21 protein-coding genes are annotated in these 26,308 nt (G+C 64.3%); 17 read left to right on the top strand and 4 right to left on the bottom strand.

From position 1 onward, the window contains the following. Positions 1–20: 20 nt before the first annotated feature. The 6 genes from A3M3_RS26285 (at position 21) to A3M3_RS26280 (ending at position 6,934) form a co-directional block, all read left to right on the top strand. Entirely contained in the window at positions 21–1,472 is a 1,452-nt protein-coding gene (locus A3M3_RS26285; protein ID WP_051423452.1) for a bifunctional 3-(3-hydroxy-phenyl)propionate/3-hydroxycinnamic acid hydroxylase, read from the top strand. Between the two features lie 34 nt (positions 1,473–1,506). Continuing rightward, positions 1,507–1,641 carry a hypothetical protein gene (locus A3M3_RS29330; RefSeq protein WP_269317339.1) on the top strand — a complete coding sequence of 45 codons (135 nt, stop codon included), beginning with the start codon at positions 1,507–1,509 and terminating at the stop codon, positions 1,639–1,641. A gap of 141 nt (positions 1,642–1,782) precedes the next feature. Then, positions 1,783–3,471: a thiamine pyrophosphate-binding protein gene (locus A3M3_RS0121220; RefSeq protein WP_028268018.1), complete on the top strand. Its 1,689-nt coding sequence runs from the start codon at positions 1,783–1,785 to the stop codon at positions 3,469–3,471. A gap of 92 nt (positions 3,472–3,563) precedes the next feature. Next, positions 3,564–4,439, top strand: a complete 876-nt coding sequence (locus A3M3_RS0121215; protein ID WP_197023347.1) for a VOC family protein — start codon at positions 3,564–3,566, stop codon at positions 4,437–4,439. Positions 4,440–4,496: 57 nt separating this feature from the next. Next, entirely contained in the window at positions 4,497–5,360 is an 864-nt protein-coding gene (locus A3M3_RS0121210; protein WP_028268016.1) for a fumarylacetoacetate hydrolase family protein, read from the top strand. Then, a complete protein-coding gene (locus tag A3M3_RS26280) occupies positions 5,360–6,934 on the top strand; it encodes a bifunctional 3-(3-hydroxy-phenyl)propionate/3-hydroxycinnamic acid hydroxylase (RefSeq protein WP_051423450.1) in 1,575 nt (524 codons plus the stop codon). The genes A3M3_RS0121210 and A3M3_RS26280 overlap by 1 nt, the downstream gene beginning before the upstream one ends. 24 nt (positions 6,935–6,958) lie before the next feature. Here A3M3_RS26280 and A3M3_RS0121200 read toward each other — a convergent pair whose 3' ends face one another. Genes A3M3_RS0121200 through mhpA form a run of 4 tightly spaced genes read right to left on the bottom strand, consistent with a single transcriptional unit; the run spans position 6,959 to position 11,387 of the window. Beyond that, positions 6,959–7,657 carry a molybdate ABC transporter substrate-binding protein gene (locus A3M3_RS0121200; RefSeq protein WP_035743442.1) on the bottom strand — a complete coding sequence of 233 codons (699 nt, stop codon included), beginning with the start codon at positions 7,655–7,657 and terminating at the stop codon, positions 6,959–6,961. 9 nt (positions 7,658–7,666) lie between these two features. Continuing rightward, the gene (locus tag A3M3_RS0121195) at positions 7,667–8,581 is read right to left on the bottom strand and encodes a dioxygenase family protein (RefSeq protein WP_028268014.1); all 915 of its coding nucleotides are present in this window, start codon (positions 8,579–8,581) and stop codon (positions 7,667–7,669) included. A 47-nt stretch (positions 8,582–8,628) separates the two neighbouring features. Further along, positions 8,629–9,705, bottom strand: a complete 1,077-nt coding sequence (locus A3M3_RS0121190; protein ID WP_028268013.1) for a maleylacetate reductase — start codon at positions 9,703–9,705, stop codon at positions 8,629–8,631. Positions 9,706–9,719: 14 nt separating this feature from the next. Beyond that, positions 9,720–11,387 carry a bifunctional 3-(3-hydroxy-phenyl)propionate/3-hydroxycinnamic acid hydroxylase MhpA gene (gene mhpA / locus A3M3_RS26275; protein WP_081737000.1) on the bottom strand — a complete coding sequence of 556 codons (1,668 nt, stop codon included), beginning with the start codon at positions 11,385–11,387 and terminating at the stop codon, positions 9,720–9,722. Positions 11,388–11,528: 141 nt separating this feature from the next. On the opposite strand from mhpA, the gene A3M3_RS0121180 reads away from it, so the two are divergent. From A3M3_RS0121180 to A3M3_RS0121130, 11 genes are all read left to right on the top strand, one after another. Next, a complete protein-coding gene (locus tag A3M3_RS0121180) occupies positions 11,529–12,182 on the top strand; it encodes a TetR/AcrR family transcriptional regulator (protein WP_028268012.1) in 654 nt (217 codons plus the stop codon). A gap of 198 nt (positions 12,183–12,380) precedes the next feature. After that, entirely contained in the window at positions 12,381–13,661 is a 1,281-nt protein-coding gene (locus A3M3_RS26270; RefSeq protein ID WP_051423449.1) for an MFS transporter, read from the top strand. A gap of 88 nt (positions 13,662–13,749) precedes the next feature. Continuing rightward, positions 13,750–14,718, top strand: coding sequence for an A/G-specific adenine glycosylase (locus tag A3M3_RS0121170; RefSeq protein WP_028268011.1), 969 nt, complete (start codon positions 13,750–13,752; stop codon positions 14,716–14,718). 155 nt (positions 14,719–14,873) lie between these two features. Beyond that, complete coding sequence (locus A3M3_RS0121165) at positions 14,874–15,563, top strand: hypothetical protein (RefSeq protein ID WP_028268010.1); 690 nt, start codon at positions 14,874–14,876, stop codon at positions 15,561–15,563. A 187-nt stretch (positions 15,564–15,750) separates the two neighbouring features. Further along, positions 15,751–16,869 carry a hypothetical protein gene (locus tag A3M3_RS0121160; RefSeq protein WP_155854485.1) on the top strand — a complete coding sequence of 373 codons (1,119 nt, stop codon included), beginning with the start codon at positions 15,751–15,753 and terminating at the stop codon, positions 16,867–16,869. A gap of 213 nt (positions 16,870–17,082) precedes the next feature. Further along, positions 17,083–18,300, top strand: a complete 1,218-nt coding sequence (locus A3M3_RS0121155; protein WP_028268008.1) for a hypothetical protein — start codon at positions 17,083–17,085, stop codon at positions 18,298–18,300. 242 nt (positions 18,301–18,542) lie between these two features. After that, complete coding sequence (locus A3M3_RS0121150) at positions 18,543–21,323, top strand: hypothetical protein (RefSeq protein ID WP_028268007.1); 2,781 nt, start codon at positions 18,543–18,545, stop codon at positions 21,321–21,323. After that, on the top strand, positions 21,320–22,339 hold the full coding sequence (gene pstC, locus A3M3_RS26265) for a phosphate ABC transporter permease subunit PstC (RefSeq protein ID WP_081736980.1): 1,020 nt from the start codon (positions 21,320–21,322) through the stop codon (positions 22,337–22,339). The genes A3M3_RS0121150 and pstC overlap by 4 nt, the downstream gene beginning before the upstream one ends. A gap of 2 nt (positions 22,340–22,341) precedes the next feature. Next, on the top strand, positions 22,342–23,619 hold the full coding sequence (locus tag A3M3_RS26260) for a PstA family ABC transporter permease (RefSeq protein ID WP_051423448.1): 1,278 nt from the start codon (positions 22,342–22,344) through the stop codon (positions 23,617–23,619). Further along, positions 23,616–25,322 (top strand): substrate-binding domain-containing protein, encoded by a 1,707-nt coding sequence (locus A3M3_RS0121135; protein ID WP_028268006.1) that lies wholly within the window; start codon positions 23,616–23,618, stop codon positions 25,320–25,322. Before A3M3_RS26260 ends, A3M3_RS0121135 begins: the two co-directional genes overlap by 4 nt. Beyond that, on the top strand, positions 25,319–26,287 hold the full coding sequence (locus A3M3_RS0121130) for a sortase (protein ID WP_051423447.1): 969 nt from the start codon (positions 25,319–25,321) through the stop codon (positions 26,285–26,287). Before A3M3_RS0121135 ends, A3M3_RS0121130 begins: the two co-directional genes overlap by 4 nt. Positions 26,288–26,308 lie beyond the last annotated feature (21 nt).

The raw sequence follows: 26,308 nt of genomic DNA, 5'->3' as shown, positions 1-26,308 counted from the left end.
ACAATTTCACTGGAGTAACAATGTCGCAAGAACCAAACGAAGCACGCACCAAATACGACGTCGTCATAGTCGGTGCAGGCCCGGTAGGCCAGGTCCAGGCCCTGCTCCTCGCACAGCGTGGATGGCGGGTCGGAATCATTGAACGCTGGCCTACTCCATGGCCCCTTCCGCGGGCATGTGCAATCGACCACGAGGCCCTGCGGGTGCTCCAATCACTGGGTCTGGGCGACGAGGTCGAGAAGCTCCTCGACAAGCACGGCGGACCCGGCCGTCGCATGGCGCTCGTCGATGCCGACCGGCACGAACTGGTGTCGGACTGGGCTCCGGCCCGCAGCGACTTCGACTGGCCCGGGCACAGCTCCTTCTTTCAGCCTGAACTCGAAACGTTGCTTTTGAATACCATCGCGGATCATCCACTCATCAATCTTGTCCGTGGGTGGGAGGTCGAGTCGCTGACGTCCACCCACGACGGTGCCATTGTCACGGCCAGCCGCACCAAGACCGGTGATGGTGCGCTGGTTTCCCCGGACCAAAAACTGGTCTTCGAAGGGAAATACCTCATAGGGGCAGACGGGGCAAACTCGATCGTGAGCCGGTACCTGGGAGGAGACATCCATGATCTTGGGTTCTCGTTTGACTGGCTCGTTGTCGATTTTCGGCCGTTCGAACCCATCACCTGGGACCCACACATCGGTCAACTGCTCGATCCCCAGCGCCCCACCACCTTTACCACCGCCGGACCAAACGTACGCCGGTTCGAGTTCAAGTTACTCGAGGGCGAAGACCCGGATTCCGTCAATAGTCCCGAATTCGCCTGGGGGCTTCTGCAGAAGTGGGATCTTGGCGAAGCGCAGGGTGAATTGGTGCGACACGCGGTCTACAGGTTCCGTGGGCAGTGGACGGAGCAATGGGGCCGGGGCCGGGTTCTTGTGGCGGGCGACTCCGCCCACCTGATGCCGCCGTTCCTTGGTCAAGGAATGTGCTCTGGATTGCGGGACGCGGCGGCCATCGCGTGGCGGTTGGACCTGATACTTCGAGGTTTGGCGCCGGAATCCATACTCGAGAGTTACCAGAGCGAACGTCTTCCCCATGTGCAACAGGTCATCACCGACGCGGTTGCCATCGGCGAACTCATCTCCATCACGGACCCCGGTCAGGCTGCCGAGCGGAACCAGCGGCTGCTGCAGGAAGGGCTCGACGGCGGTTCGGGCGCCAAAGGCTTGAAGCTCGGCTGGCGCCTCGGGCCGGGTCTGCAGCCTGCCGACGACCAGATCGCCGGATTCCTCGGAGTCCAGGGCGTCGTCTCGCACTCGGGACGCATGGGACGGTTCGATGACGTCGTTGGCGGCAGATGGCAGTTGCTGGCTACCGAGGGTGATCCGGGGTGCCGAGGCCCGCCACATTTGGGAGAAACTAGGCGGCGTCGCCGCCCATGTCGGCCCCGGAAGCGAAATAGCCGACGTCAACGGTGACTACGCACGATGGTTTGCGGCCCGCGGCGTGACCATGGCCCTGATACGTCCGGATTTCTACGTCTTCGCCTCGGGCACGACCCTGGCGGACGCCAATGAACTGATCCTGCGCCTCGGCGAAACCCTTGCGTTGACTGATTCTTCGGATCGCGTCGCAGCGGTCAGCTAGCGAATAGACGCAGCGCATTTGCTGTGGCGCAGGCCGTGGGGCCGGCCCTGGGGCCTGTGCCACCTTGCACGTCTCGCGACGGCGGTAGGACAGGCCTCTTTGGCGGCAGCCGTCAGATCATTCCAAGCAGAAAGACATGAAATGCCTCATCTCTCCGCGGTTGTTGCCGCAACCTTGTCGGACTCATCAGACCGAGTCTTCGGTGTCATGGGCAACGGCAACGCATACTTCGTCGATGCGTTGCATGAACACGGCATCGAATACTCGGCAATGCGCCACGAGGCCGGAGCCGTTTCTGCAGCCGACGCCTACCACCGCATCTCCGGCCGGCTGGGAGTTGCAACAGTTACTTACGGAGCAGGATTCACCAATACGGTAACGGCGCTCCAGGAGGCACAGATGGCCGCCACACCCATGGTGCTGGTGGCAGGAGATGCACCCAACTCGGGCAGCCGCCCATACGACACGGATCAAAGTGCGATCGCTGCGGCGCTGTCTGTCCAGACTTTCCGCGTGAGCTCCGTCCATGATGCCCAACGTGTTGTCCACGAAGCCGTCGCGACCGCCCTCTCCACGCTTCAACCCGTGGTGCTGGCCATCCCACATGACATCTCCACGTCCTCGGCCGAGTGGGTCCCCGAGCTACCTTCGGCAGGTGCTACCCGGCCCGAAAACGGCGATTCGTCCTCCGACACGGGTCTGGTCCCTTCAGTCGCACTCGATGTCGCAAGCAAAGTCCTCGCTGCCGCCAAGCGGCCTCTGATCCTGGCCGGACGCGGGGCGCGACTCTCCGGGGCGGGCCCTGCGTTGGGAACCCTCGCGGCCGGACTAGGCGCCCTCACCTGCACCACCCTTCTGGCACAGGGACTGTTTCCTGATATGTCCGCGGACCTCGGCATCGCCGGGGGTTTTGGACAGGAACTGGCTCTGCAGACCATGGCCCAGGCCGACGTCGTCCTCGTGGCGGGTGCCCGGCTGAACGGCTTCACGCTGAACATGGGGCAGCTGATCGGCCTCGAAGCCACCGTCATCCAAATCGACATTCTGGAAGGCTCCCGCCATCCCAGAGCCGATATCTTCATTCACGGCGACGTGGGCACGGTTGCCACCATGATTGAAGAGGCCCTCAATGGGTTAGGGGGCGTCCGCGCGGCCCAGTGGCGGCAGTCGGTGGGCGACGTTTCCACCGACGCATACCAGCATCGGGCAGATGTTTCGGAATTCGGCGCGGACGGGCTCCTGGACCCGCGGGCGCTAGCGAAGACCATCGGCGAACTATTGCCGGAAGACAGGGTACTGCTCCAGGATTTGGGGAATTTCTCGGAGTGGATGCCTACCTGCGCCAGGCTGTCCGGCCCTGGCCGCACCGCCATGCTGGGCAGTGCATTCCAATCGATCGGGCTGGGGCTCGCGGGCGTCGTCGGAGCAGCGGCCGCCGCGCCGGAATCGACTATCGTGCTCGCGACTGGCGATGGGGGACTCCTCATGGCATTGGCCGACATGGAATCCGTCGTCCGCGAGTCAACGAGCTCCGTCATCATCGTTTTCAACGATGCCGCCTATGGCGCTGAAATCCATCAATACGGAAACTACGGGCTCCGCGTCGAACCAATGCTCATTCCGGACGTTGACTTCGCTTCTCTAGGTGCCTCCCTCGGAGCCCAGGTTGCAACGGTCCGGGAACTCTCAGATCTCCAGGCCCTCCGCGACTGGAACCTCCGCGGAGGTACAGGGACGCTGATCCTGGACTGCAAGGTTTCTCCGGAAATCGTTAGCCCCGTGCTCGGCGAAGTCGCCAAGGGGCTCGAACGTCCAGCAGTCACCGTCTGAGATGGCCTCTACCGAGGCTGTCCCGGCACCAGGCAATGATTTCCGGGCCGGAACACGTCTATCTCAATTTTCAACACGAACAGGAGACAGGGATGTCTTGGGGATTAATTACGGCCATGGGCCACGTCGGCATTCAGACCACCGACCTTAGCGGATCGGTGTTCGACGCAACCCAAGTCCTGGGACTACGCGAGACGGAGAGGACCTCCGAGGCTGTGTATCTCGCAGCCAGCGACGTCCACCACGAACTCGTCTACGTGGAGTCTGAAGTCGACGGGATCGACAGTTTCGGCCTGGTCGCAAGGGACGGCGACGCACTGAAGACCATCCGCAAACGCGTCGATAGTGAGGGATTCACGATCATTAGCGAGAAGCCGCGCGGTGCGGGGATCGACGACGGCTTCTCGTTCATCGGTCCCGAGGACTTCGTTTTCGAGATCTACGTAGGCATGCAAGAGGACAGAGCAGCCCAGAAGTCCTTCGGGCCTGACCGCTACGGCCATTTTAACTTCCACCCCCGCGATGTGGGCGGGATGATGCGATTCCTGCAGCGGGTTCTGGACTTCCGTCTCTCGGACGTTATCGGTGACGATTTTGCCTATTTCATGCGCTGCAATCCAGATCACCACGGTATCGCCTTGGTCCGGGGAGCAGGGACCTTGCATCACCACGCTTGGCAAACACAGAGCCTCGCAGACCTCGGAAAACTCGGGGATCGCCTGAACAAACTCGGACGCGAATTGATCTGGGGGCCGGTACGGCACGGCGCCGGACACAACATCGCCGCCTACTTCGTGGAACCGTCCGGAAACGTCATCGAGCTCTACACAGACCTTGAGCAGATCTACGACGACGATCGTCCGCCTGTGGTCTGGGGCGAGGACGAGAACTGGTACAACATGTGGAGCAATTATCGCCCCATGGATTTCCGGACCCATGGACTCGCGCCGGCGAATCCTTACCGCTAAAGCACCCCCTAAACACTGATGACGACTGCGATGGCGGCCGTCACGAAAGGCAAAACCATGAACTACGCAAGCTTCACCGCAACTGACGGTCACCCCACCTGGGGCATCGTGAGCGATGGGTCCGCATACGACCTTGGGCCCACGGGCCTGAACCTTGCCTCCACCCTGCGTTCCGCCGTCGAGCAGGGCATCTTCGGGACCGTCGGCGAGGAATTCCGCACCGCTCCGGCCCGGCCGGAAGCCGGGATCGAATTCCTCCCGGCCATCACCGATCCGGGCAAAATCATCTGCATCGGCGTGAACTACCGCAGCCACCAGAACGAAACGGGCAACGCCGCGCACCAGAAGGAACAAAAAGCCCCCACCGTCTTCACCCGCTTCCCCGACTCCCAAATGGGCCACCTGCAAACGGCACAAATGCCGGCATCGACGAACGAATTCGACTACGAAGGCGAAATGGCCCTCGTCATCGGCAAAGAAGGCTTCCACGTCACCGAAGAAGACGCCTTCGACCACATCGCCGGCTACGCCGCCTACAACGACTTCTCCGTCCGCGACTGGCAGCTGGCCACCACCCAATGGACCCCGGGCAAGAACTTCCCCGCCACCGGCGGCTTCGGCCCCTACCTGGTTCCCGCCCCGGACCTGGGCGACGTCGACAAGCTCACCCTGGAAACCCGCGTCAACGGCGACGTCCGCCAAAAAGCCTCCCTGGCCGACCTCTACTTCACCATCCCGCAACTGATCGCCTACATCACCGGCTTCACCAGGCTCTCCCCCGGCGATGTCATCGTCACCGGCACCCCTGGCGGCGTCGGCCGTTTCATGGTCCCCTCCGGACTGCTTTCCGAAGGCGACCTCGTCGAGGTCGAAATCACCGGCCTGGGCACCCTGAGCAACACGGTCCAGCTGGCCTCCTGATGGACAAGGTCATCGACACCGACGTACTCGTGATAGGTGCAGGCCCCATCGGCTTGACCGCGGCGAACCTGCTCGCGGACCAGGGTCTGAGGGTGGTGATCGTGGAGCGGAACCCCGGCACCAGCGACGATCCGCGGGCCATCAGCGTCACCGATGAGGCGCTGCGGGTCATGGCGCAGATCGGCGTCATGGACAAGCTTGCCGAGGATGTGCTCCTGGACACCGGGGCCCGCTACTACGGACGAAGGGGCCAACTGTTGGCGGAAGCACGCCCCGCGAGGCCGCGGCTGGGCCACCCCGGCAAGTCACAGTTCGACCAGCCGGTCATGGAGTCCCTCCTGCTCGAAGCCGCCCGGCAGCGCCCCCTCATCGACGTCCGGTTCAACACCGAGGCCTTCCGGATCACCGACAGCCCGGACCATGTCGACACCGTACTGATCGATGATCACGGCAAACATACCGTTAGGGCCAAATGGGTGCTGGCATGCGACGGCGGCCGAAGCCCGGTCCGCTCGCAGCTCGGAATCCCGATGGAAGGCTCCACCCAGGTCCAGAAATGGATCGTCGTGGATACCGTAAACAACACCGAAGAACCGGAGAAATTCTCTGAGTTCCACTGCAACGGGACGCGTCCGGCCGTCATAGTCCCGGGCGTCAAAGGCCGGCGCCGCTATGAATTCATGTTGCTCCCGGAAGACGATGTGAAGAAAGTGACCGAGCCCGAATCCATCATCGAGCTGATTGCCCCGTTCCAGAGAATCGCCGCCGAAGACATCCGGCGCTCAGCGGTCTACGTTGCCCACCAGCGAGTGGCCCTGAACTACCGGGCAGGACATGTGCTTCTCGCCGGCGACGCCGCCCACATGATGCCCCCCTTCGCCGGCCAGGCGCTGAATGCCGGCATCCGCGACGTAGCCAACCTCGCCTGGAAGCTCGCCGCCACCATCCAAGGCACCGGCACCGACGCACTGCTCGGGACCTACCAAACAGAACGGCGCCCCCATGCCGCGGACATGGTCCGTCTGTCGCACCGGATCGGGAAAGTGGTCATGAACGTCAACCCCGCGTTGACGGCTATCCGGGACTTCGCCGTCACCGCCCTGGGCATCATCCCGGCAGCCAAAAACTGGCTCGCGGGCATGAAGTTCCTCAAACAACCACACTTCACCGAGGGATGCGTCATTGCACCGGCCAAGGATCTGCCAAAGGCCGCCGCCGCCCTCGTTGGCCGCTCACTCTTCCAACCCGACGTGCGCCTCTCCACCGGGGAAACCGCCGCGCTGGACACGGTCCTCGGCACAGGCTGGGCACTGCTGCGTTTCCCCGCCGGCCCCAGCATTGAGATCCGGACAACGGGCAACGCACCGTCCGGCTTGGACACGACCCTGACCATCGCCGATGTCACCGGTGCTTTTGCGCCCCTGGCCGGCAGCAATGTCACCTTGATCGTCCGGCCGGACCGCTACGTTGCCGCCGCCACGACGACCTCCGGGATAGACGCTGCCCTCGAATCCTTGGCAACGTACGTTCCGGGGCATCTGCTGGCGTCCGCCGCTCCGGCGCAGACACCGTAGCTCTTGCGAACAGCGACTGCGGCCTCAGCTTGGTTCCAGGCCTGCATCGCGGTAAGCAGCGCGCGCCAGCTTTGAACCCAAGAACATGAGCAGCGAGGCGGAGCCCGGACTGTTCCTTGTCCGGGCGGAGACCGCAGCGGAGAAGGACGTGTATTGCTGGACGTCGGCTGGTAGCGGTCCGGCAATCTGGGCCTCCGGGACGAACATGAGTTCGCTCATCTGCTGGATTGCCAGATCGGCACGGCCATCGAGAAGCGCCGCAGCGGTAAAGCCCTGGTCGATGATGGTGGCATTCTCGTTGACTTCTTCGGCGATGCCCAGGTCCTGCAGCAGGCGGGCGAAGTAGATGCCGCTTGGCCCGTTCCGTGAGTAAGCCACGGAACGGGCTGCCGTCAGCGCCTTGGTGAGTTCAGAGACGGTCGAAACGTCGGGAATCTCGACGTCCGGGGCGGCCGCGATGCCGATACCGGTTTTGGCCAGCGGCGTCAGGGGTCCGGCGTCGATGGTCCCGTCTGCACCCAGGGTTGTCAGCTGGGCCGTGATACCGATGATCACATCCGGCTTTGCACCGGCGGTGATCTCCTCGACCAAAGCGCGGCTCGGGGCGAAATAGGCGTCGACCGCGATTCCGGTGCTTTGGGTGAATGCGGGCAGGATGCAGTCCTTGACGGCGCCTTTGAGGGCGACGGCGCAGAACAGGCTCAAGGCTGGGCTGGTAGTCAAGGTTCCAGCTTAGATCTTGGCGGGTGCGAGGGTGATGTCGAAGCGGGTGCGGGTCCAGGTCTGGTTGTTCAGGTTCCGTCCGTCGGGGGTGGGTGTGCCTGGGGCTTGGGTGTCGAAGTGTTTGACGAGGGAGTCTTTGACGCCGAAGACGGAGTCGCCGATTTCGATTTGCGGGTCTCCTTTGACGAAGATGTGGGTCACGAGGGTGCGTTGGCCTTCGGCGGTGACCATGAAGTGCAGGTGGGAGGCCCGGACCGGGGAGCGGCCGACGGCTTCGAGCATTTTGCCGACGGGTCCGTCGTGCGGGATGGGGTACGGGGTGGGGGTGAGTGCCCAGAACGCGTATTTGCCTTCGTGGTCGGCGTAGAGGTGGGCGCGGCCGGCGACGCGGTCATCGGTGTATTGGACGTCGTAGAAGCCGTCTTCGTCCGCTTCCCAGACTTCGATGCGGGCGCCGGGGAGGGGGTTGCCGTCGGTGTCGGTGACGGTGCCTTCGACCCAGCAGGGTTGGCCGTGGGCGCCGCCGGCGATGTCTCCGCCGATCGGGATTTCGGGGGCGTCCTGGACGAAGAAGGGCCCGAAGACGGTGGCTTCGGTGGCGGGGGCGGTGCCGGTATGGGCAGGGTTGTTGATGGCGATGGTTTGCATGGAGGCGCCCAGGACGTCGGAGAGGAGCACGAATTCCTGGCGTTTGTCGTCGGTGATGTGCCCGGCGGCGGTGAGGAACTCGATTCCGGTGTTCCATTCCTCTTCGGTGAGGCGCACTTCGCGCAGGAAGTTGTGCAGGTGCCGGGTGAGGGCCTGCATGAGTTGTTTCAGGCGGGGGTCTTCGGTTTTGTCGAAGGATGCGAGGACGGTGTCGAGGAGTTCTTGTTCGACGGCGGTCTGTTCGGGGCTGATGGTCGGTGCGGGGTGGGTGGTCATGGCGGGGTTCCTTAGAGTCCGGGGGTGGTGGCGTGTGCCGGGGTTGCTCAGAGGTCCAGGAGGACCCGGGGGTCTTCCCCGGTCAGGGCCGCTTGGAGGAGCCGGGTGAGGTTTTCGGTGGTGGCCGGGCGCGGGTTGGATGCGGGGACGGCCGGCAGGACGATGTTCACTGCTTGGGCGATGCCCTCGGCGGTGAAGCCGTAGTCGGACAGGGCCTTCGGGGCGTCCAGGCGTTTGCGGAGTTCCTGGAGGCCGGTCAGGGCGTCGGCGGTTCCGAACGCTGCCGCGATGCGGGCTGCCGCTTCGGGGGCGGCGGGGGCGTTGAATGCCAGGACGTAGGGCAGGACGGTGGCGTGGGTCTGGGCGTGGGGAAGGTTGAAGGTCCCGCCCAGGACGTGGCAGATCTTGTGGTGCAGCCCGGAGCCTGCGGAAGCGAACGCGACCGCGGACAGGTACGCGCCGTAGAGGGCCTGCTCGCGTCCTTCGGCCCCGGTCGGGTCCTGGACGATCAGCGGCAGGCCGCGGTTGAGGGCCCGGATGCCCTCGGCGCCCAGGGCGGCGTTGATCGGGTCGGCCCGGGGGGCCCACATCGAGTCGATGCAGTGGGCCATGCCGTTCAGGCCCGAGGCGACGGACATGTCCACTGGAAGGGACAGGGTCAGGGCCGCGTCGTAGATGACCGTGACGGGCAGGACGGCGTCGTCCACCCCGGTGTTCTTCCGGGACGCTTCGGTCAGGCCCCACACGTTGGTCGCTTCGGACCCGGCGTAGGTGGTGGGCACGGCGATGATCGGGATGCCCGAGGTGAGGGCGATGGCTTTGGCCAGGCCCGTCGTCGAGCCCCCGCCGACGCAGACCAGCAGGTCGATGCCGGCGTCGACGGCCGCGGCGCGTGCCTTTTCGGCGGCCTCGATCGGGACGTGCATCACGACCTCGTGGTGCCAGAGCGCGACGTCGATGCCCGCAGCGACGGTGCGGGCCATCGGGGTTTCAAAGTCCGAAGCGATCACCATCACCCGCCCGGCACCGAGCCGGGCCACTTCCGCGGCCAGGTTCACGGCAGCCGCACCGGTCCCGAACAGAACACGCTGGCCAAGGGTTACATGGTCGAAAGTCAAAGTCATTGCAGTGGATTCCTTCACTTCGTGGTGGCTAGGTGGGGGTGCAGTTCGAACGTGCCCGCGCGCAGGCCGTCAAACATGGCGTCGAGGGATTCCCGAAGTGCGGCGGCGTCGGAGGCGGTGGCTGCGACGTAGAAGTCCGGACGGACGATCACAAAGTTGATGTCCAGGTCATCGAACCACTTTGTGTAGGTGCCGTCGACGTCGGCGACGTCGCAGTCCGTTCCCGGGGCGCCGATGCTGACGCATCGTCCGCCGAGGGACTCCAGCCGCTGCGCTTGACGGGAGGTGAGCATGTCCACCCCGGTCATCCCGCGGCCCACCACGGTCCAGCCGCGGCCGACGACGTCGTCAAAGCGTCCGCGGCGGCCGTTGGCTTCCACGACGCCCTGGACTGAGAGTTCGCCGGCGTGGGCGGATCCTTGGCGCCAGAGGCCGGGCCCGAGAGAGGCGATGTCGGTATCCACCGGGACTCCGTTGGACACCGCGTGTTCGGCGATCATCCGGCGGTCCCGCTCGGCTGCTTCTGCCGGATCGGCGATGCAGATGATCTTGCCCAGGTCCATCGAGAAGTCGATGTAGTGCCGGACGTGTACCTTGCGTTCTTCGCCGTAGGAGTCCAAGAGGGCGTCGCCTGCTTTCCCGTTGAGGATGAGGTCCAGGCGCCAGGCGAGTGCAACGGAATCGCGCAGGCCGGCGCACATTCCCTCGCCGGCGAAGGGCGGCATGAGGTGGGCGGCGTCCCCGGCGATCAGTCCGCGCCCGGCGCGCCAGGTTTCGGCGCAGCGGGCTTGGAAACGGTAGACCGCTGAACGTTCCAGCTCGGCGTCGTCCGGGGTGACGTTCCACGGTTCCAGCAGGCGCCACGCGGATTCAGGGGAGCTCAGTTCCTCCGGGGATTCGCCGGGCAGGACCATGAACTCCCAGCGGCGGCGTCCGGGACCTCCCGGAACGATCGTCGTCGGGCGTGCGGGATCGCACAGCTGCCACGCGGACGGCGAGAAGTGCATCGGCTTTTTGGGGATCATGTCCAGGATCAGCCAGTCGAAGAAGAATCCGTGGTCATCGGAGTCCAGACCGAGGGCTTTCCGGACGAAGCTGTTGGCTCCGTCCGCTCCCACCACGTAGCGGGCGCTCAGTTGCTGCTCGGCAGTGGTTCCGTCTGCCGTTCGGGCGGTTCCGCGGATCAGGATGCCGGCCTCGCTCTGTTCCAGGCTCGTGGCTTCCCAGCCTTGGCGGAACTGGACGGTTGGCAGTGCGGCGGCGATGCCGCGCAGGCGTTTTTCGAGGTCCGGCTGGGAGAACCAGTACCGGGTGCGCCAGCCGGACGCGGCCATGCTTGCCCAGTCGACCTCCAGCAGGGTTTGCCCTGCGGCGTTCTTCCAGTAGTAGATGTCATCGTGCACGCCGATGGCGGGATCGTTTTCCGAGTCGATGCCCAGGCTGGAAAGGATCCGTGCAATTTCATGGTCGAAAGTGACGGCGCGGGGCTGGGCGTAGAATTCCGGCCACTTTTCGACGATGGTCACGCGGTGACCCTGTTGACCGAGCAGGACTGCGAGCAGTGTGCCTACCGGGCCGCCTCCGACGACTGCGACGTCGGCATCAAACGTTCCGCCGTGGGTGCGGTCCGATGCGGTATGGGTTGCTGCTGCGGCCGGGGGCCGGGAATCTGTGGGGGTCATCTGCGTTTCCTCATTGAAGTGATCCACGTCATAGCTCATATATCGATAGTGACATCTATCTCAAAAATGAGCAAGTCCTCAGTTTTCTCTTCGAGGGGTGCGACCTGTGCATTGCCGCCGCTACTGGCGTACGGTTTTCAAATGGCCTCCCAGGATTCACTTTCTCCCACCGCCGTGCCCGGCGGACGCCAGCAGCGCCGGCGCGAGCAGACCCGCGCCAGGCTGATCGACGCAGCGCGGACGCTGATGGCTGAAAGGGGTGTGGACGCTGTAGGGCTCTCGGAAATAACCGAGGCCGCAGACCTCGGCGCGGGCACCTTCTACAACTATTTCCAATCCCGCGACGAGATCGTCGAAGCGGTCGCCGAGGCCTCCGTCGAGTCCCTCGGCCAGTCGATGGACGCGTTAACGGCCGAGATGGAGGACGCTGCCGAGATCTATTCCTTCTCGCTGCGCCATGTCGTCTTGAAGGCCATCACGGACCCCCTTTGGGGCTGGTTCGTTGTCCGCCTTGGCGTCGCGCATCCCCAACTGATCGAGATCCTGGGGCCCCGCGCTGCCCGCGACCTCCGCAAGGGGATCGATTCCGGCCGGTTCACGATTCCCGATATAGATGTTGCAACATCGTGTACGTTCGGCGCGCTCTTGGCGACCCTGCACCTGGTCCTGTCCTCCAAGACGGAGGTGCACGCCGATGAACTTTTTGCGCAGACCATGCTCTGCATGGTGGGCGTCCCGTCTGCCGAGGCCCAGGAGATCGCATCGCGGCCTCTTCCTCCGCTGCCGGAAGTGTAGATTCAAGCGAAAGATTGCAACCCCGCACCTCAAGGTGCGGGGTTTTCTCTTGCGCGGGAAGATTGCCTCTTGCTTAATGTTGAGATTAATCTCACACTTGAGTTCTTAGTCACTTTTGATGCTTAGTTCATCCACTCCCCTCTCGAAGGACGCGCAGAGTTGCGGGCCCGGCCGACGGAGTCAACGAAGGAAGACCACATGAACCCCACATTCACGCAGGAGAGGTCTCAGCGCCGAGACACGCGCCGGCCGCTCTTGTCCAACAATGCAGTCATCGCGCTGTGCATGGTGGTGACCCTCATGGAGGGTTACAACCTAATTGTTTTTGGTTCCGTTGTTCCGCTGCTGCTCCAGGATCAGTCACTGAAGATCGACGAGGCAACGGCGGGCCTGGTGGGTGGCATCGTGTACGCCGGTGCGCTGATCGGGGTCCTGGGCGGGACTGCACTGGCCGAACGGATCGGCCGGCCACGGGTGATGGCACTGGCCGCCGCGATCTTCGCACTGGGCTCGGCCTTCGCCGCGATAGCGCCGACGCCGGAGTTCCTCGGAGCTGCCCGCATGCTGACCGGCGTCGGGGTCGGCGCCGCACTCACCACCGCCATGACGCTGGCACGCAACCACGCCCCGGAAGGGCGCGGCAGCCTGGTCATCACCATAGCCATGGCCGGAGTCCCCATGGGCGGGACCATCGCCGCGCTGGTGGGCATCTTCCTGATGCCGCTGTGGGGCTGGCGGTCCATGTTCTGGCTCGGCACGACCATGACGGCCGTCATCCTGGCCATCCTGCTCTCCTGCCGGATCACTGAACCAACCGAAGTCCGGGACACCGGTCTGACCCCCGTGCAGAAGTTCCTTGGCCTGTTCAAAGGCCGCGGATACATATTCGTCGGCCTCGTAGCCCTGGCCGCCATCACCAACATGACCACCTGGCTGGGCCTGAACGTCTGGCTCGCCGAATCCATGCGGAGCATGGGATTCAGCCTCACCGAGGCACTGATCTTCGCGTTCGCGCTCACCGGGGCCGCCGTGATCGGTTCATGGTTCACGGCCAACGCAGCGGACAAGCACGGATCAGCCAAAGTGGGCATCGTCTGCGCGGCACTGACGCTCGCCGGGCTCCTGGGGCTCCTCCTGGGCCCCGCGTCCCTGATCTTCTCCCTGGCCTGCGTGGCACTGATGGGCATCGGCGGACACTCGGCGCAGAACCTCATCAACGCCACGGCCACCGGCGCGGTCGCCCCCCATTCGCGCGGAACCATCCTCGGACTAACCAACACCATGGCATTCATCGGATCCTTCATGGGCCCCTTCTTCGGCGGCCTGGCCTTCACCGCCGACGGCGCCCCCGGCCTCTTCGCCCTCTACGCCGGATCAGCCATGCTCTGCCTCCTGATCAGCGTCGGCCTCTTCTACGCACACCGCGCCGCGCCCCGCCAGGCCGCCGAGACGCCGATCCCTGCCCTCGTGGAAGGCTGACGTCGGTCATCTCCGGCCGGCTCCACTACAGTGGATGGCAGGAATCGGCCGCCAAGGGCCAGCCACGAACCGCCGCACGAGGAACCCCATGTCATTAGCAGGCGCCGCTGAACTTGCCGGCACCCGTCACCTCGCGGACTTGCACCGGTCCATGCAGCGATGGTTCTCCGAGACTGCCCGGGTATTGCCGTGGAGATCACCGGATTGCAGCCCATGGGGAGTTCTGGTCAGCGAGGTGATGCTCCAGCAGACACCGGTGGTTCGTGTCCTGCCGGTATGGGAGGACTGGCTGCAACGCTGGCCCCATCCAGCGGATCTGGCCAAGGAACCTTCGGGCGAGGCCGTGCGACATTGGGGCAGGCTCGGTTATCCCCGCCGCGCGCTCAGGCTCCACGCGGCCGCCGTCGTGATAGCCGAAGAACATGGGGGCAAGGTGCCGGACACGCATGCGGCGCTCCTAAGCCTTCCCGGCGTCGGCGAGTACACGGCAGCGGCAGTGGCTGCCTTTGCCTTCGGGCGGCGCGAAACCGTGGTGGACACGAACATCCGGCGAGTGCATGCCCGCCTCGTTTCGGGACTGGCGCTGCCGTCGCCGTCGCTCACCGCGGCCGAGATGCGCCTCGCCGAATCCCTCATGCCCGACGACGTCGCGCTCTCCGTGAGCTGGAACGCTTCCGTCATGGAGCTCGGTGCGCTGGTCTGCACGGCCCGCTCCCCCAAGTGTTCCGAATGTCCCGTCCGTGAGTCCTGCGCGTGGCGTGCCGCGGGTGAGCCGCCGCCGACGTACACACCCAAAGGGCAAGCGTGGCACGGCACGGACCGGCAGCTCCGGGGCGCAGTCATGGCCGTGTTGCGTGCGGCCGAATCGCCCGTGGCGCGGGAAATGTTTGAGCGCCCGGCAGCTGACCTTGGCTTTGTCGCCGACGGCGCAATGGTGCCGCTTGCCGCCTTGCATCGCCTGAATTCCGCGCCGGAACAGCTGGAACGGGCGCTTGTAGGACTCGTGCGCGACGGTTTGGCCGAGATGCACGACGGCGGACTGCGGCTCCCGGCCTGAGCTTCCTTTACACCGCTTCCGCACCTGAAACATTGGAAGGGTGCGAATCTGAGTGCCGCTGGCGGCAGACATTCAGCCTCCGGCCCGATGTCCTTAACCTGCGTCCCCCCGCCCGTTAAGACCTCGGACTGAGCGTTATCACGACTACGGACGCGATGTCCAGTCACATTATTCGGGGGGTCACCATTTCCAATGAACGTATTTCTTTCACATCCTTTGTCAGCCGGGCGCTTCCTGCTGCGACACGCTGGAACGAGCGCGAACTCGCGGTCCTGGGCGCAGCAGTCCAGGACGGGTATGTACCGACACTGGCGCCACTGAGTAAACGGCAGCAGCTGACCCAGCTGGTAGTTCAGTACGCCGAGGTACTGGTGCAAGCGCCCCGCCTTCAGTCCAACCATCAGATGGTGCGCCGGATGGATCATTTCAACCAACCCTTGGTTGTCTGGCGCCTGATCTCGGGTAACCATCGAGAACTCGGGCGGGGTGTGGGCCTTTTCCCGGACTACGCGGCGGCGGCCGCTCATGCGCGCTCCGTGCAGCGGGCAGTCGGGGAACTCACGATTACTTTCGTGCAGAGCCAGCCCGCCCGGGAGTTCGGGTGGTACGCAAGCCTGCGGGGGCGCCCTGTATTGACGGCCAGCTCCTGGTACCCCACGATCCGGGAAAGGGACCGCAGTGCCGCCGCCGCACTGGATCTGCTCGGCGCCGCGCGCCTGCTGGAAACAGTGATCCGGCACGGACATCGGCATCTTTCGGTCGAACTGTCGAGTGAACAGGTAGGGCCGGGGGATGCTGTCGAGGGCCCAGTTCCCGAGGACCCGCTGCCCGCGCTTTCACCGTAAGTTCACCTGATCGAGGGTGTTTCTTAGTCGAACAAATCGAGGTGGCGGGCAACGATGCCCCAGACTCATAGCGGTCGGCTCTGTCCCGACAACTTCAGCAGCCGAGCAAGCGCCATGGCAGTAAAGGTACTGCGCGGCGGCGCAACGGCAACGCACACCACCCGGAACTAAGATGGGGAATCTTGACATGAATTTAAAGTCCTTTCAGGCTGTCGGCGCCATCTGCGTCACTGCCCTGGCGTTCGGCCTGATCAGCACTGCAACCGCGACTGCGGAACCCACCACATCCAATCGCCCGCTGGCGGCCGTTGGTTCGGACACCATCCAGGACGTCTGGAATGCCTTGAGCAACACGGGTCCGATCAAGTCGGTGGCCTCTTACAACGCCTTTGGCGATGCCGCCACGATCGTGACGAAGACCGGCGTTACACCGATTACCCGGCCGAACGGTTCCGGAGCCGGAGTCAAGGCCCTGAGTGCCAGCCTGAATCCGCTTAACCACGTCTACAAGGACTCGGCCAACAACTCGTTCACCCTGAAGAAGAACGACGTCGACATCGCCCGGTCATCTTCCTCCCCCAGCGTTACGGGCACCGATCTCACGTTCCTTCCTTTCGCGCGCGATGCGGTCACCGTAGCCGTGAAAGACGCCGCCAACAGGCCACTGAGCCTGACCACGCAGCAGGTCGCCAACATTTTCAGCTGCACCGCCGGTGACGGTGTCACCATCGACGGCACCACCGGAAAGCCCGTCTTCGGAACCATGACGTTCACGCCCAAGCTGCCCCAGGCCGCTTCCGGTACGCGTGCCTTCTTCCTCAAGGCAATCGGTGTCACGCCGAACACCACCTGCATTTCGGACGCGGAACAGGTCTATCCCGAAAACAACGGCGAGGCACTCGTCAACGACGGCGACATCTTCCCCTTCTCGGCCGCACAGTGGATTGCACAGAAGAACGGTGCAATGACCGACACTACGACTGCCGGCCAGTTGCTGGCGGACATCGACGGGCTCAAGGCCATCGACCAGAATACGGCTGCCCCGGCGCTGGCGCCGGGCGACCTCTACGGTGATCCGGCTGTTGCGCCCGCGAGCGGTAAGGGCATCTTCGCCCGGGACACTTACAACGTTGTCTCCAGCGGGGTCCAGACCAGCAAGTTGACCTACAACGTGGTCCTCAACAACGCCGTCTCGACCAGCCTGAAGACCACTGCGGGCAAGAGCATCATCACCAAGTTCGGTTTCAAGACGCTTTCCTACGTTGGCGACTGGACGATGGGAAAGAAGTCCGGGTACACCAACTAGGCATTCAACCGGCATTCCCTGGCCAATTCATCAAACGTTTGCGCGCAATACCAGCTTGCTTTACTTAGCCACGCGCACAGAATACGGCTGATGACGCAGAATGATCGGTAATTCTTGGCATTATCTCCGCACATAGCGGCGGGACAATCGGCCGCGGGTGCAGGACGTTAATTCAGCACAAATACTTTTTTACCTGAGAGAGAAGATAAGATCATGGCTAACGCCACAACAAAGAAAACCCGCTGGGGACTTAATGCGACGGCAACAGTTGCCGGGACCGCGCTCCTGCTTGGCGGAGGAATTGCCGTTGCCAGCGCCGCGTTGCCGGTTGGTTCGGCCGGCACGGTAACCGCCAACAACCACGCCGGTTCCTGGTCACCAGCAGACCTGGTTGCCCTCAAGCTGCACAGTGACATGGCTTGCCCGACGGTCGGCGGCATGATGGCCGGTGCATTGATCTTCATGTCCGAGGTGGGGCAAGAGATCAAGCCGGCGACGAGCACTACAGAGGCACAAAACCTCTACCCGTTCACGCAGGATCCGATGTCCCAGATGTCCCTGACGGGCACGGCCATCGCGGACGACAACAACCTGGAGTCCGGATTCGTTGACGGCGCCAAGGCACCCATTGCCGATATGACAGCCGTGGTCCAAGCCAGCCACACCTACAGCATCGGCTACGTCTGCACCGTCCTGTCCGACGATTTCAGGACCGCCACGATCAATCCGGTAGGCGGCACGACCGTGGCTTCCTGGGCTACGCTCACTACCGACGCGTCGAAGAACTGGACGATCAGCCAGCCCGTCGTCGCCACCCCGACACCAACAGCAACGCCGTCCGACACGGAGACGGCAAGTCCTTCCCCGAGCGCAACGCCTTCAGCTAGCGAAACGGCCACTCCGTCAGCGAGCGCAAGCCCAAGCGGAACGCCCTCGGCAAGCGAAAGCGTAGCGCCGACCGCGGGCGTGACCGTTCCGGCGACCAATTCCGCCGATGCCCAGGTCCTGAAGGCCGGAGATCAGCTTTCCATCGGCCAGAAGTACGTTGTCAACGCCCCCAGCAACACTTTTGCGGCCGGCGAAACGGTCTCGGGTGAAATCCACTCGAATCCGATCCTTTTGGCCGAAACTGCAGTAGCCGGCTCGGACGGATCAGTCAGCTTCACCTTCTCGGTCCCGGCGAGCCTTCCGGCCGGAACCCACACGCTGATCCTGAAGGGTGCTTCGGGCGCAACGTTCCAGGTAGCCGGGCTGATTGTTACCGCCTCGGCGAACGCTCCCTTCCTCGCCGACACCAACTGGGTCCGCACTGCTACCGCCAACCCGGCAAGCAGCGCAGGGCTGGCCGCAATGGTCATCGGTGGCCTGACGCTCGTGGGCGTGGGCGGCGGCATTTACCTTTCCCGACGCCGTAAGGGCAGCAGGGCCTGATCTTTATCAAGAATTGCCCGGACCTTCTGAGGTCCGGGCAATTCTATTTTCAGCCCCAATTCCTTTTGTTCACCTGCGGGAAATCCTTTCTTTGTCCAGGCACAACGGGCCCGGGCCTGGTTCGGGAAACAATAGTCCAGCAGCTTCCGCTGCCATTCGGCTAAACACTCCATTGATAGGCCCGAAATAGTCGGCCCACAGGACTTCGCGGCCGATCCCTTAATAATGGAAAGAAAGTATTCATGCCGCTTCCATGGAATACCCGACGGGTACACACCGGGACCCGCCAGCGACGGGCCGGGCGGTGGGCTTCCCCCTTGGCCGCGACTGCGGCTGTGGGCGCCCTCCTGTTGCTCTCCCTTCCTCCTGGCTCGGCGGCCCCGGCGGTTCCGGGCACCGATTGGGGGCCTGCCGGCTCCATGGTCAGCGACACCGCTGCGACCGTCGCTTGGGACAACACCAACAACGCTCCTGACAGCACGGTCCCGCGCGGGGCTCAGCAACAGCTGCCCCATACCGCAGGGAAGTCCTACAACGACGTCGATAAGCGGCTGCGCGACGCAGCAGCCGCCGCATTCGGGCCGGGCAACGGACGGACTGGCCTTTCCCTGACGGTTTCCCAAACAAGGAACCTGCAGAACCAGTCAGTGACGGTCAGCTTCAGCGGCGCCGATCCTGCTGCCGGTGCCAACGGTGCCAGCACTTCCTACCTTCAGGTGTTCCAGTGCTGGGGCAAGCCGGGCGCGGACAACAAGCCTGATCCGGCCGCTACCGAACCTGACCCGGCCACGTGTCAGTTCGGGGCTACCGGCCTGGACGGTGACATCTCCAACACGGCACACCAACGCTCCCTCCTCAACGATCCTCTGGTCCGCGGCGGGGACTGGGAAGCCGCCGATCCGGTTTCCCCCACCATGAACCTTCCCGCCCCCTTCAAGGCCGTCACCGGGGAACAAACACGAATCTCCGACGGCTTCAACCTCAGCGAGTACCGCAATCCGTTCTTCAACCGCACCACCACCAACGAGTTCTCTCGTTTCCTGTCATCGGAACAGGGGTCCGGCTCGAGAACCTTCGAAGTGCAAAGCGGTGCTGAAGCCTCCGGGCTGGGCTGCGGTCACCGGCCGGATGCACCCAGCGTGGCCAAATGCTGGCTCGTTGCAGTGCCCCGAACGGCTGCGATGGACGCCATTCTCCCTGCCGGGCCATTGGCGCCCAGCCTTTGGGCGATGCGCCTGCAAGTCCCCCTCCAGTTCCAGGACGTCGCGGCTGTATGTCCCACCGATCAGGCGGCGACCCTCAGCGTGGGCTCAGAGGCACTGAGTGCGGCAATGAAGTCGTGGATTCCCGCCGTGTGCGACACCAAGAAATTTACTTTGGGCTTCTCACCGCTGGCGGACCTGCAAGCCCGCACCCAGCTCCAGCAGCCGGACGCGCTCGCTTTCATCACCCGCCCCGCGCCTGCCAACGTTAACGCCCTCTACGTGCCGACTGCACTCGCCGGAGTAGTCATCGCAATGACGATTGACAATGCCTGCACGGCATCCTTCACGCCCTATACGCTGGCTGATTGCGGCTATCGGGACAAAGCCGAGTGGGAAGCCGACAAGGCACGTAGTGCGGGTCTGGTGCGCGATCTGAAACTCAATGCCCGCCTCCTGGCCAAGCTTCTCACGCAGAGCTACGTCCAGCACACGGCTCCTGCCGCTGCCGCCGACGCCCCCTTTACTAAGCCTGGCAGCACGAGCTACGGGCAGCCGATGACATACTCCATCCAGAATGATCCGGAGTTCAGATCCCTGAACCCTAAAGGCCTTGGCTCCTCCGGTAACGTCAGCCCTCCCGTCGTTGAAGGACTGCGCTCCGACGCAGCAGCCGCCGTCTGGGACTGGTTGCTCAACGACAAGGACGCGAGGGCCTTCCTGGACGGATGCCCGGATCCTTCAGGCATGACCATCAACCCCTTCTATTCGACCCGGAGCTACGGCGAATGTCAGGAACAGGCCACCGCACTGGACCAGCTGGCGAGCCGGAAGATTTCCGAAACGAAGACTCCTGACGGCTTCACCTACGCTCCCGTGTCCTACCCTTCCGAGGGTGCCGCATATCCCCAGGTCTATTGGGCCCAGGGGCAAGCCATCCGGAACGGCAACGGGACTATTGACCAGCCGGCACTGACCGTGGGCGACCAGTACGCCCGGGTACAGGATATGGCTGCCGCGGCCCAGAACACTGTGCGCGCCCAACCCGCCGCCACCACGGCGTGGTGCGCGGATTGCAGCCCGCCCGCCTACAAATCGGTGCCCCGTCAGGAGTACGGCAGCCGTAGCATCCTGTCAATTACCGACGCCGCCTCAGCAGCGAAGTTCCAGCTGCCTACGGCTCAGCTGTGCAATGTCAGCGGCGCACAATGCATCGGCGCCACCACCACCAGCATGCAGGCGGCCGCCGCGCAATTCGAATCCACCGAAGTCCCCGGAGTGGGCCGGCCGGCTGCTGCCCCGGACTACGCCAAGGCCTATCCGCTCACCCTCCCCATTTACGGCGCGGTGAACCTGGCCTCGGTCAGCCAGACCCAGGCTGCGACCTTTGCCGGGCTTTTCTCCTACATCAGTACCGAAGGCCAGAAACCCGGCTTCAGCAGCGGGATGTTGCCGCCAGGATATGCGCCCCTCACCCCGCCCCTGCTGCAGTTGGCCGCTACCGGGATCCAGAAACTACAGAGCGTGTCCGGGCCTCAGCAGACCGAACCCGCCGCCCCCCAGCCGCTCCCCATGGAATCCGGAACCAGCGGAGACGTGGCCTCCACAATGCCGGTAACCGCAGGACCAATATCAGCCACGACGGATACCGTCCCCGCGGCAGCGCCGGCGGCCGGCCCCGCACCCGCCGCGGCAATGGTGCCCGGCCGGACCGCGTCCACCAGCAGTGCCTGGCCGCAGTACACGCTGGTGATCGGGCTGGCAGCGGCCTTGGCCAGCGCTGCCGCCGCACCGTTGCTGGCACGGGGGCGGCGGAAATGAGCACAGTACGGCCCGGAACCCGCCCCGAGGAAGCGCAGGACAGTCCCCGCCCCTTGCACCAGCTCTTGGAGCAACCGGACTATGTGTTCCGGGCCATCACAAGGGTGGGAGGTGGAATCGTGCTGGCCATCATGGCCTTGGTGGGCCTCTTTTTGGCTGGCAACGGCCTGGGCGCAATCAACGCAGTGGGGCTGGGCACCTTCCTGACCACGCAGAACTGGGCCCCGGAAACGAACGACTTCGGCATTGCCGCTGTTTTGTGGGGCACCGTGCAGATCGCCGCGGTCGCGCTGGCCGTCGCGATGCCCCTGTCCCTGGGGACCGCATTGTTCATCACCGAAGTGACCACCGGATGGATGCAGAAGGCCCTTACCAGTTTGATTGATCTCCTGGCTGCCGTTCCCTCGGTGGTCTTTGGCCTGTGGGGCGCCTACATGCTTCAGCCCAACGTGGTGGACTTCAGCAAGTGGCTGTCCACCTGGTTCGGCTGGATACCCTTCTTGCAAGTCGACGGTGTGGACCCTGCCAGCCCGCTGCGGGATACCGTACCCTTCACGGCATCCGCCTTCATCGCCGGACTGGTCGTAGCCATGATGATTGTCCCGATTCAGACCTCAATCATGACCGAATCCTTCCGGCGGGCGCCAATAGGTGAGCGCGAAGGCGCCTACGCCCTGGGAGGCACCCGCCTTGGCATGATCCGGACGGTCGTGCTGCCATTCGGCCGCGGGGGGATCATCGGCGGCACCATGCTCGGGCTGGGGCGGGCACTTGGCGAGACCATCGCCATTTACCTCATCATCAGCCCCGTCTATGCGATCAATTTCCATGTGTTGGAAAAAGGCGCCAACTCGATTGCCGCCATGATCGCACTGAAGTACTCCGAGTCCAACGAATCCGCCATGAGCGCACTGATGGCCGCCGGATTGACTCTCTTCGTGATCACCATGCTTGTCAACATCACGGCCTCAGCCGTGATGGCTAAATCCCGGTCCGGTGCAGAGAGCGAGGGCTGATCATGACCACAACCGACGACGGGCCCGCCATCCATGTGAGCCCGCTGCCCGCAACCGCCGAGCCGCTCCGCCCGGCTACCGTACTCCCGCTGCTGGCCAAACCTTCCGCCGGCCCTGAAGAGGCCCGGGTACGGCCGGGAGCCGGCCGTACCCACGTCCTGACGCTGGCCGGCTCAGCCGCCGGCGGCTTGGGCATGGGCCTCCTGCTGACCGTAGCGCTCGGACTGATTCCCCTGGGCTGGTTGTTCATCGTCTCCTACCTGTGGTTCCTGCTGTTGTACACCGCGCTGGTGTACCTGCGTCAACCGGCTCCGGCAGTACGCAATGGCCTGCTGACAATCCTGCTCAGCTCCGCCGGTGCCGCCGTCGCGGGCACGCTTGGCCTCGTGGTCGTGTTCACGTTCGCCCGAGGCCAGGACGCCTTGTTCCACCTCAATTTCTTTACCACGGACATGACCGGCGCCGGGCCATTGTCCGGACTGGACCAAGGCGGTGTCCTGCATGCCCTCGTAGGAACGCTGGAACAGATTGCCATCGCCCTTGCCATCACCATCCCGCTGGGACTGACGACGGCGGTATTCCTCAACGAGGTCGGCGGACGGTTGGCGCGCATCGTGCGTACGGTTGTTGAGGCGATGACGGCACTCCCGTCGGTCGTAGCGGGCCTGTTCATTTACGCCGCTGTGGTCATGTCCATCACCCATCAGACCAACGGTTTTGCCGCTTCACTGGCAATCACCGTCCTGATGCTGCCGATCATGATCCGCTCGGCCGACGTCGTGCTCCGCCTGGTGCCCGGAAATCTGCGCGAGGCAGGCCTGGCCCTGGGCGCGGGGCAGTGGCGTGTGGTGTGGCACATCGTGTTGCCGACGGTCCGCTCGGGCCTGACCACCGCCATCATCTTGGCAACCGCCCACGGAATCGGGGAAACAGCCCCGGTCCTACTCACGTCCGGCTTTACCGGAGTAATGAATGCCAATCCGTTCTCCGGGCCCCAGACCCCGCTGCCGCTGGCAGCACTGGACTATGTTCGTTCCCCGGTGCCTGGGATGGTTGCGCGCGGCTTCGCCACCGCCGCGTTCCTGCTTTTCGTGGTGCTGGTGCTATTCATCCTGGCCCGGATCATTGGCGGGCAGGACCCGGGGAAGCAAACGCCGGGCCAGGCTCGCCGAGCGGCCGCGAAGTCCAGGCGCGAGCTACCGCGCATCGAACGCAACCACGCCCAGCTGCTGGCGAACCCGGGTACGGCCCCTTCCAACAACCTGCAGGAGAACCAATGATCCGCCACCTTTCCAAGCGACGGAGCCTCCCGGCGGTCCTGGGAATTCTATTGTCCCTAGGCCTGGTGCTGGCCGGCCTGGCGCCGGCGCATGCAGCCAACTACCTGCGCATCGGCGGCTCCGGCTCCTCTTGGGCCGGCAACGCTCTGCAGGACTGGATTGCGCGGGTCGGCGCCCAAGGGGTGACCGTGGATTACGAAAACAAAGGGTCCTCCACCGGCCGTAAGGAATTCGCGGACCAGATGAAGCAGTTTGCCATCTCTGAGATCCCCTATAGCGGTGACACCGCGGACCCGCGCGACAACAGCATGCCCGGTTTCTCCTACGGCATGCTGCCCGTGGTGGCCGGCGGCACCGCGTTCATGTACAACCTCAAGGCCGGCAGTTCGAGGATGAACAGCCTCAAGCTCTCCCAGCCGGCCATCGCCAAAATCTTCACCGGCCAGGTCACCCGCTGGAACGATCCCATCGTCGCCGCCGACAACCCAGGGGTCGCGCTGCCGGACGCAACCATCAACGTGGTTGTCCGCTCGGACGGCTCCGGGGCAACGGCCCAGTTCACCCTGTGGCTCTTGCGCCAATACCCGGGCGACTACGCGAAGTTGTGTGCGGTCACCGGCTGCGATCCACAGCACGCCACCTCCTTCTACCCCACGCAGGGACTGAAGAACTTCGTGGCACAGAACGGCTCCCAGGGCGTCACCACCTACACGGCTAACAATCAGTACACGATCAACTATGACGAGTACTCCTATGCCCAGGGGATCGGCTTCCCCGTGGCGCAGGTCAAGAACGCAGCTGGCTTTTACACGCTGCCCACCGAGTACGCAGTGGCCGTGGCCCTGACCCAGGCGAAGATCAACCAGGACAAAGGTTCGCCCAACTATCTCTCCCAGGACCTCTCCGCGGTGTATGGCTACAAAGACCCCCGCACCTACCCGATGTCTGCCTACTCCTACATGATCGTCCCCACGCAGGCCACCAATGCCGTGAACCCGGCCCAAGGGGCCACGCTGGGATTCTTCGCAAACTACGCCTTGTGCGAGGGGCAGCGTCCCATGGGCCAACTCGGATACTCGCCGCTGCCCATGAACCTCGTCCTGGCCGGAATGGAACAGATCCGCAAAATACCAGGCGTGGACCAGGACACCATGCGCAAGATGGATGAAACCCGGGCGAGTGTCTCAAGCGGCTCGGCAACTGCCTGCAACAATCCCACTTTCAAGCCCGGCGATTCCCCCTCAGCCAACCAACTCGTGCGGACGGCCCCCTTCGACAAATCCTGCGACGCTGCCTGCCAGGCAAATTGGCGTGGTGCCGACGTGGCCGTCAACCAAGGTCCGGCCGGGGCCACGGTAGCCGCCGGAGCAGAAACGGCCGCCGCCACGGCAGGGGGTTCGGCCCAGGCCGGCGGCGGGGACCTTCCCGGGGCTGATCCAACCGCCGGAGCGGCCGCCTGCGACCCGGATAGCGGAACCTGCGCCGCAGCGGCAGCCGGGGCTGCTGGGGGTGCTGGCGGCGCCGGGGCAGCCCAGCAGCTGACGCCGGTCACCACCACATTGGCCTCCAGCCGCGGCTGGGGACAACCGCAGAACCTCTTGCTGATCATCGGCGGCCTGGTTGGCCTCCTCGTGTTTGTTCCGCCACTGGCCGCCGGGGCCTTATCCCGGCGCACGCGCAGGAAGGGCGGCATGAAGGCATGATCGCGACGCTCACCGGACGCCGCCAAACCGGGCCACGCCCGGTACGTCGTGGACTGCTCGACTGGCTGCGTCGTGCCCCCCGGACCAGACGCCGGGCCACACCGGTCAGGCTGCCGCCGTCGTCCGGCCAGAAGGCACTTTCGCTGGGGCTTGCGATGGTCTCAGTTCTCCTTTTCGGACAGATCATCAACATTGTGATCATCTCCCACGTGCAGCATGCCACGAGCCAAACCCGGTTGTTTGAAGAGCTGCGGACCAGCCTGGCGGAAGGCTCTGCCCCACTGGGACAGACAGACAAGGATGGCGGATTGGTCGCCCCCGGGACACCGCTGGCACTGCTCTCCATTCCTGCCTTGAACGTCCAGGAGACAGTGGTCGAGGGAACGTCGTCACGGGAACTGATGGATGGCGTCGGTCACCGCCGGGACACTCCCCTGCCCGGGCAGAGCGGCACGAGCGTCCTCATGGGCAGGGCAGCCGCGTATGGCGGAGCCTTTGGCCAGCTGGGACGCCTTACGCCGGGAGAACGTTTTACTGTCACCACCGGGTTAGGCGTGGCCGAGTTCGAGGTGACCGGCCAGCGCCGCGCCGGTGACCCCGGGCCGGCCCTGCCCGTCGGTGACGAAGGGCGCCTGACGCTGACCACGGCGGCCGGGCCCGCGTTCCTCCCCGACGGGGTTCTGCGGATTGACGCGAAACTGCTCTCAAAAGCGGTGCCGAAGGCGCCACCCGTCCTTTATGCAGCCTCCCTGGAGCCCGCTGAACTTCCCCTAGGATCGGACACCTCGGACCTCGTAGGGCTCCTGGTGTGTCTGGAATTGCTGATTCTGGCCGCCCTGGCCGCCGTGTGGTCATGGTACCGGTGGGGTCAACGGGAGACCTGGCTGGTCTTCCTTCCCGCCCTGGGTGCCCTGTCCGTGCTGACCGGCACGCAGGTCAGTCTCCTGCTGCCGAACCTGCTGTAGTGAATACGCAAAAGAAAGAAC

Source organism: Arthrobacter sp. MA-N2 (assembly GCF_000517125.1).
Taxonomy (GTDB): Bacteria; Actinomycetota; Actinomycetes; order Actinomycetales; family Micrococcaceae; genus Arthrobacter; species Arthrobacter methylotrophus.
This window is presented reverse-complemented; position numbering and strand designations above follow the sequence as displayed.

Excerpts from the sequence above, each read along its gene's own strand:
- A3M3_RS0121215 (WP_197023347.1), top strand. The coding sequence starts at position 3,564 with ATGTCTTGGGGATTAATTACGGCCATGGGCCACGTCGGCATTCAGACC.
- A3M3_RS0121150 (WP_028268007.1), top strand. The coding sequence starts at position 18,543 with ATGCCGCTTCCATGGAATACCCGACGGGTACACACCGGGACCCGCCAG.
- A3M3_RS0121220 (WP_028268018.1), top strand. The coding sequence starts at position 1,783 with ATGCCTCATCTCTCCGCGGTTGTTGCCGCAACCTTGTCGGACTCATCA.
- A3M3_RS0121155 (WP_028268008.1), top strand. The coding sequence starts at position 17,083 with ATGGCTAACGCCACAACAAAGAAAACCCGCTGGGGACTTAATGCGACG.
- A3M3_RS0121180 (WP_028268012.1), top strand. The coding sequence starts at position 11,529 with ATGGCCTCCCAGGATTCACTTTCTCCCACCGCCGTGCCCGGCGGACGC.
- A3M3_RS29330 (WP_269317339.1), top strand. The coding sequence starts at position 1,507 with ATGGCCCTGATACGTCCGGATTTCTACGTCTTCGCCTCGGGCACGACC.
- A3M3_RS0121135 (WP_028268006.1), top strand. The coding sequence starts at position 23,616 with ATGATCCGCCACCTTTCCAAGCGACGGAGCCTCCCGGCGGTCCTGGGA.
- A3M3_RS0121170 (WP_028268011.1), top strand. The coding sequence starts at position 13,750 with ATGTCATTAGCAGGCGCCGCTGAACTTGCCGGCACCCGTCACCTCGCG.
- A3M3_RS0121160 (WP_155854485.1), top strand. The coding sequence starts at position 15,751 with ATGAATTTAAAGTCCTTTCAGGCTGTCGGCGCCATCTGCGTCACTGCC.
- A3M3_RS0121190 (WP_028268013.1), bottom strand. The coding sequence starts at position 9,705 with ATGACTTTGACTTTCGACCATGTAACCCTTGGCCAGCGTGTTCTGTTC.
- A3M3_RS0121210 (WP_028268016.1), top strand. The coding sequence starts at position 4,497 with ATGAACTACGCAAGCTTCACCGCAACTGACGGTCACCCCACCTGGGGC.
- A3M3_RS0121165 (WP_028268010.1), top strand. The coding sequence starts at position 14,874 with ATGTCCAGTCACATTATTCGGGGGGTCACCATTTCCAATGAACGTATT.
- A3M3_RS26285 (WP_051423452.1), top strand. The coding sequence starts at position 21 with ATGTCGCAAGAACCAAACGAAGCACGCACCAAATACGACGTCGTCATA.
- A3M3_RS26260 (WP_051423448.1), top strand. The coding sequence starts at position 22,342 with ATGACCACAACCGACGACGGGCCCGCCATCCATGTGAGCCCGCTGCCC.
- A3M3_RS0121130 (WP_051423447.1), top strand. The coding sequence starts at position 25,319 with ATGATCGCGACGCTCACCGGACGCCGCCAAACCGGGCCACGCCCGGTA.
- pstC (WP_081736980.1), top strand. The coding sequence starts at position 21,320 with ATGAGCACAGTACGGCCCGGAACCCGCCCCGAGGAAGCGCAGGACAGT.
- mhpA (WP_081737000.1), bottom strand. The coding sequence starts at position 11,387 with ATGACCCCCACAGATTCCCGGCCCCCGGCCGCAGCAGCAACCCATACC.
- A3M3_RS26270 (WP_051423449.1), top strand. The coding sequence starts at position 12,381 with ATGAACCCCACATTCACGCAGGAGAGGTCTCAGCGCCGAGACACGCGC.
- A3M3_RS0121195 (WP_028268014.1), bottom strand. The coding sequence starts at position 8,581 with ATGACCACCCACCCCGCACCGACCATCAGCCCCGAACAGACCGCCGTC.
- A3M3_RS26280 (WP_051423450.1), top strand. The coding sequence starts at position 5,360 with ATGGACAAGGTCATCGACACCGACGTACTCGTGATAGGTGCAGGCCCC.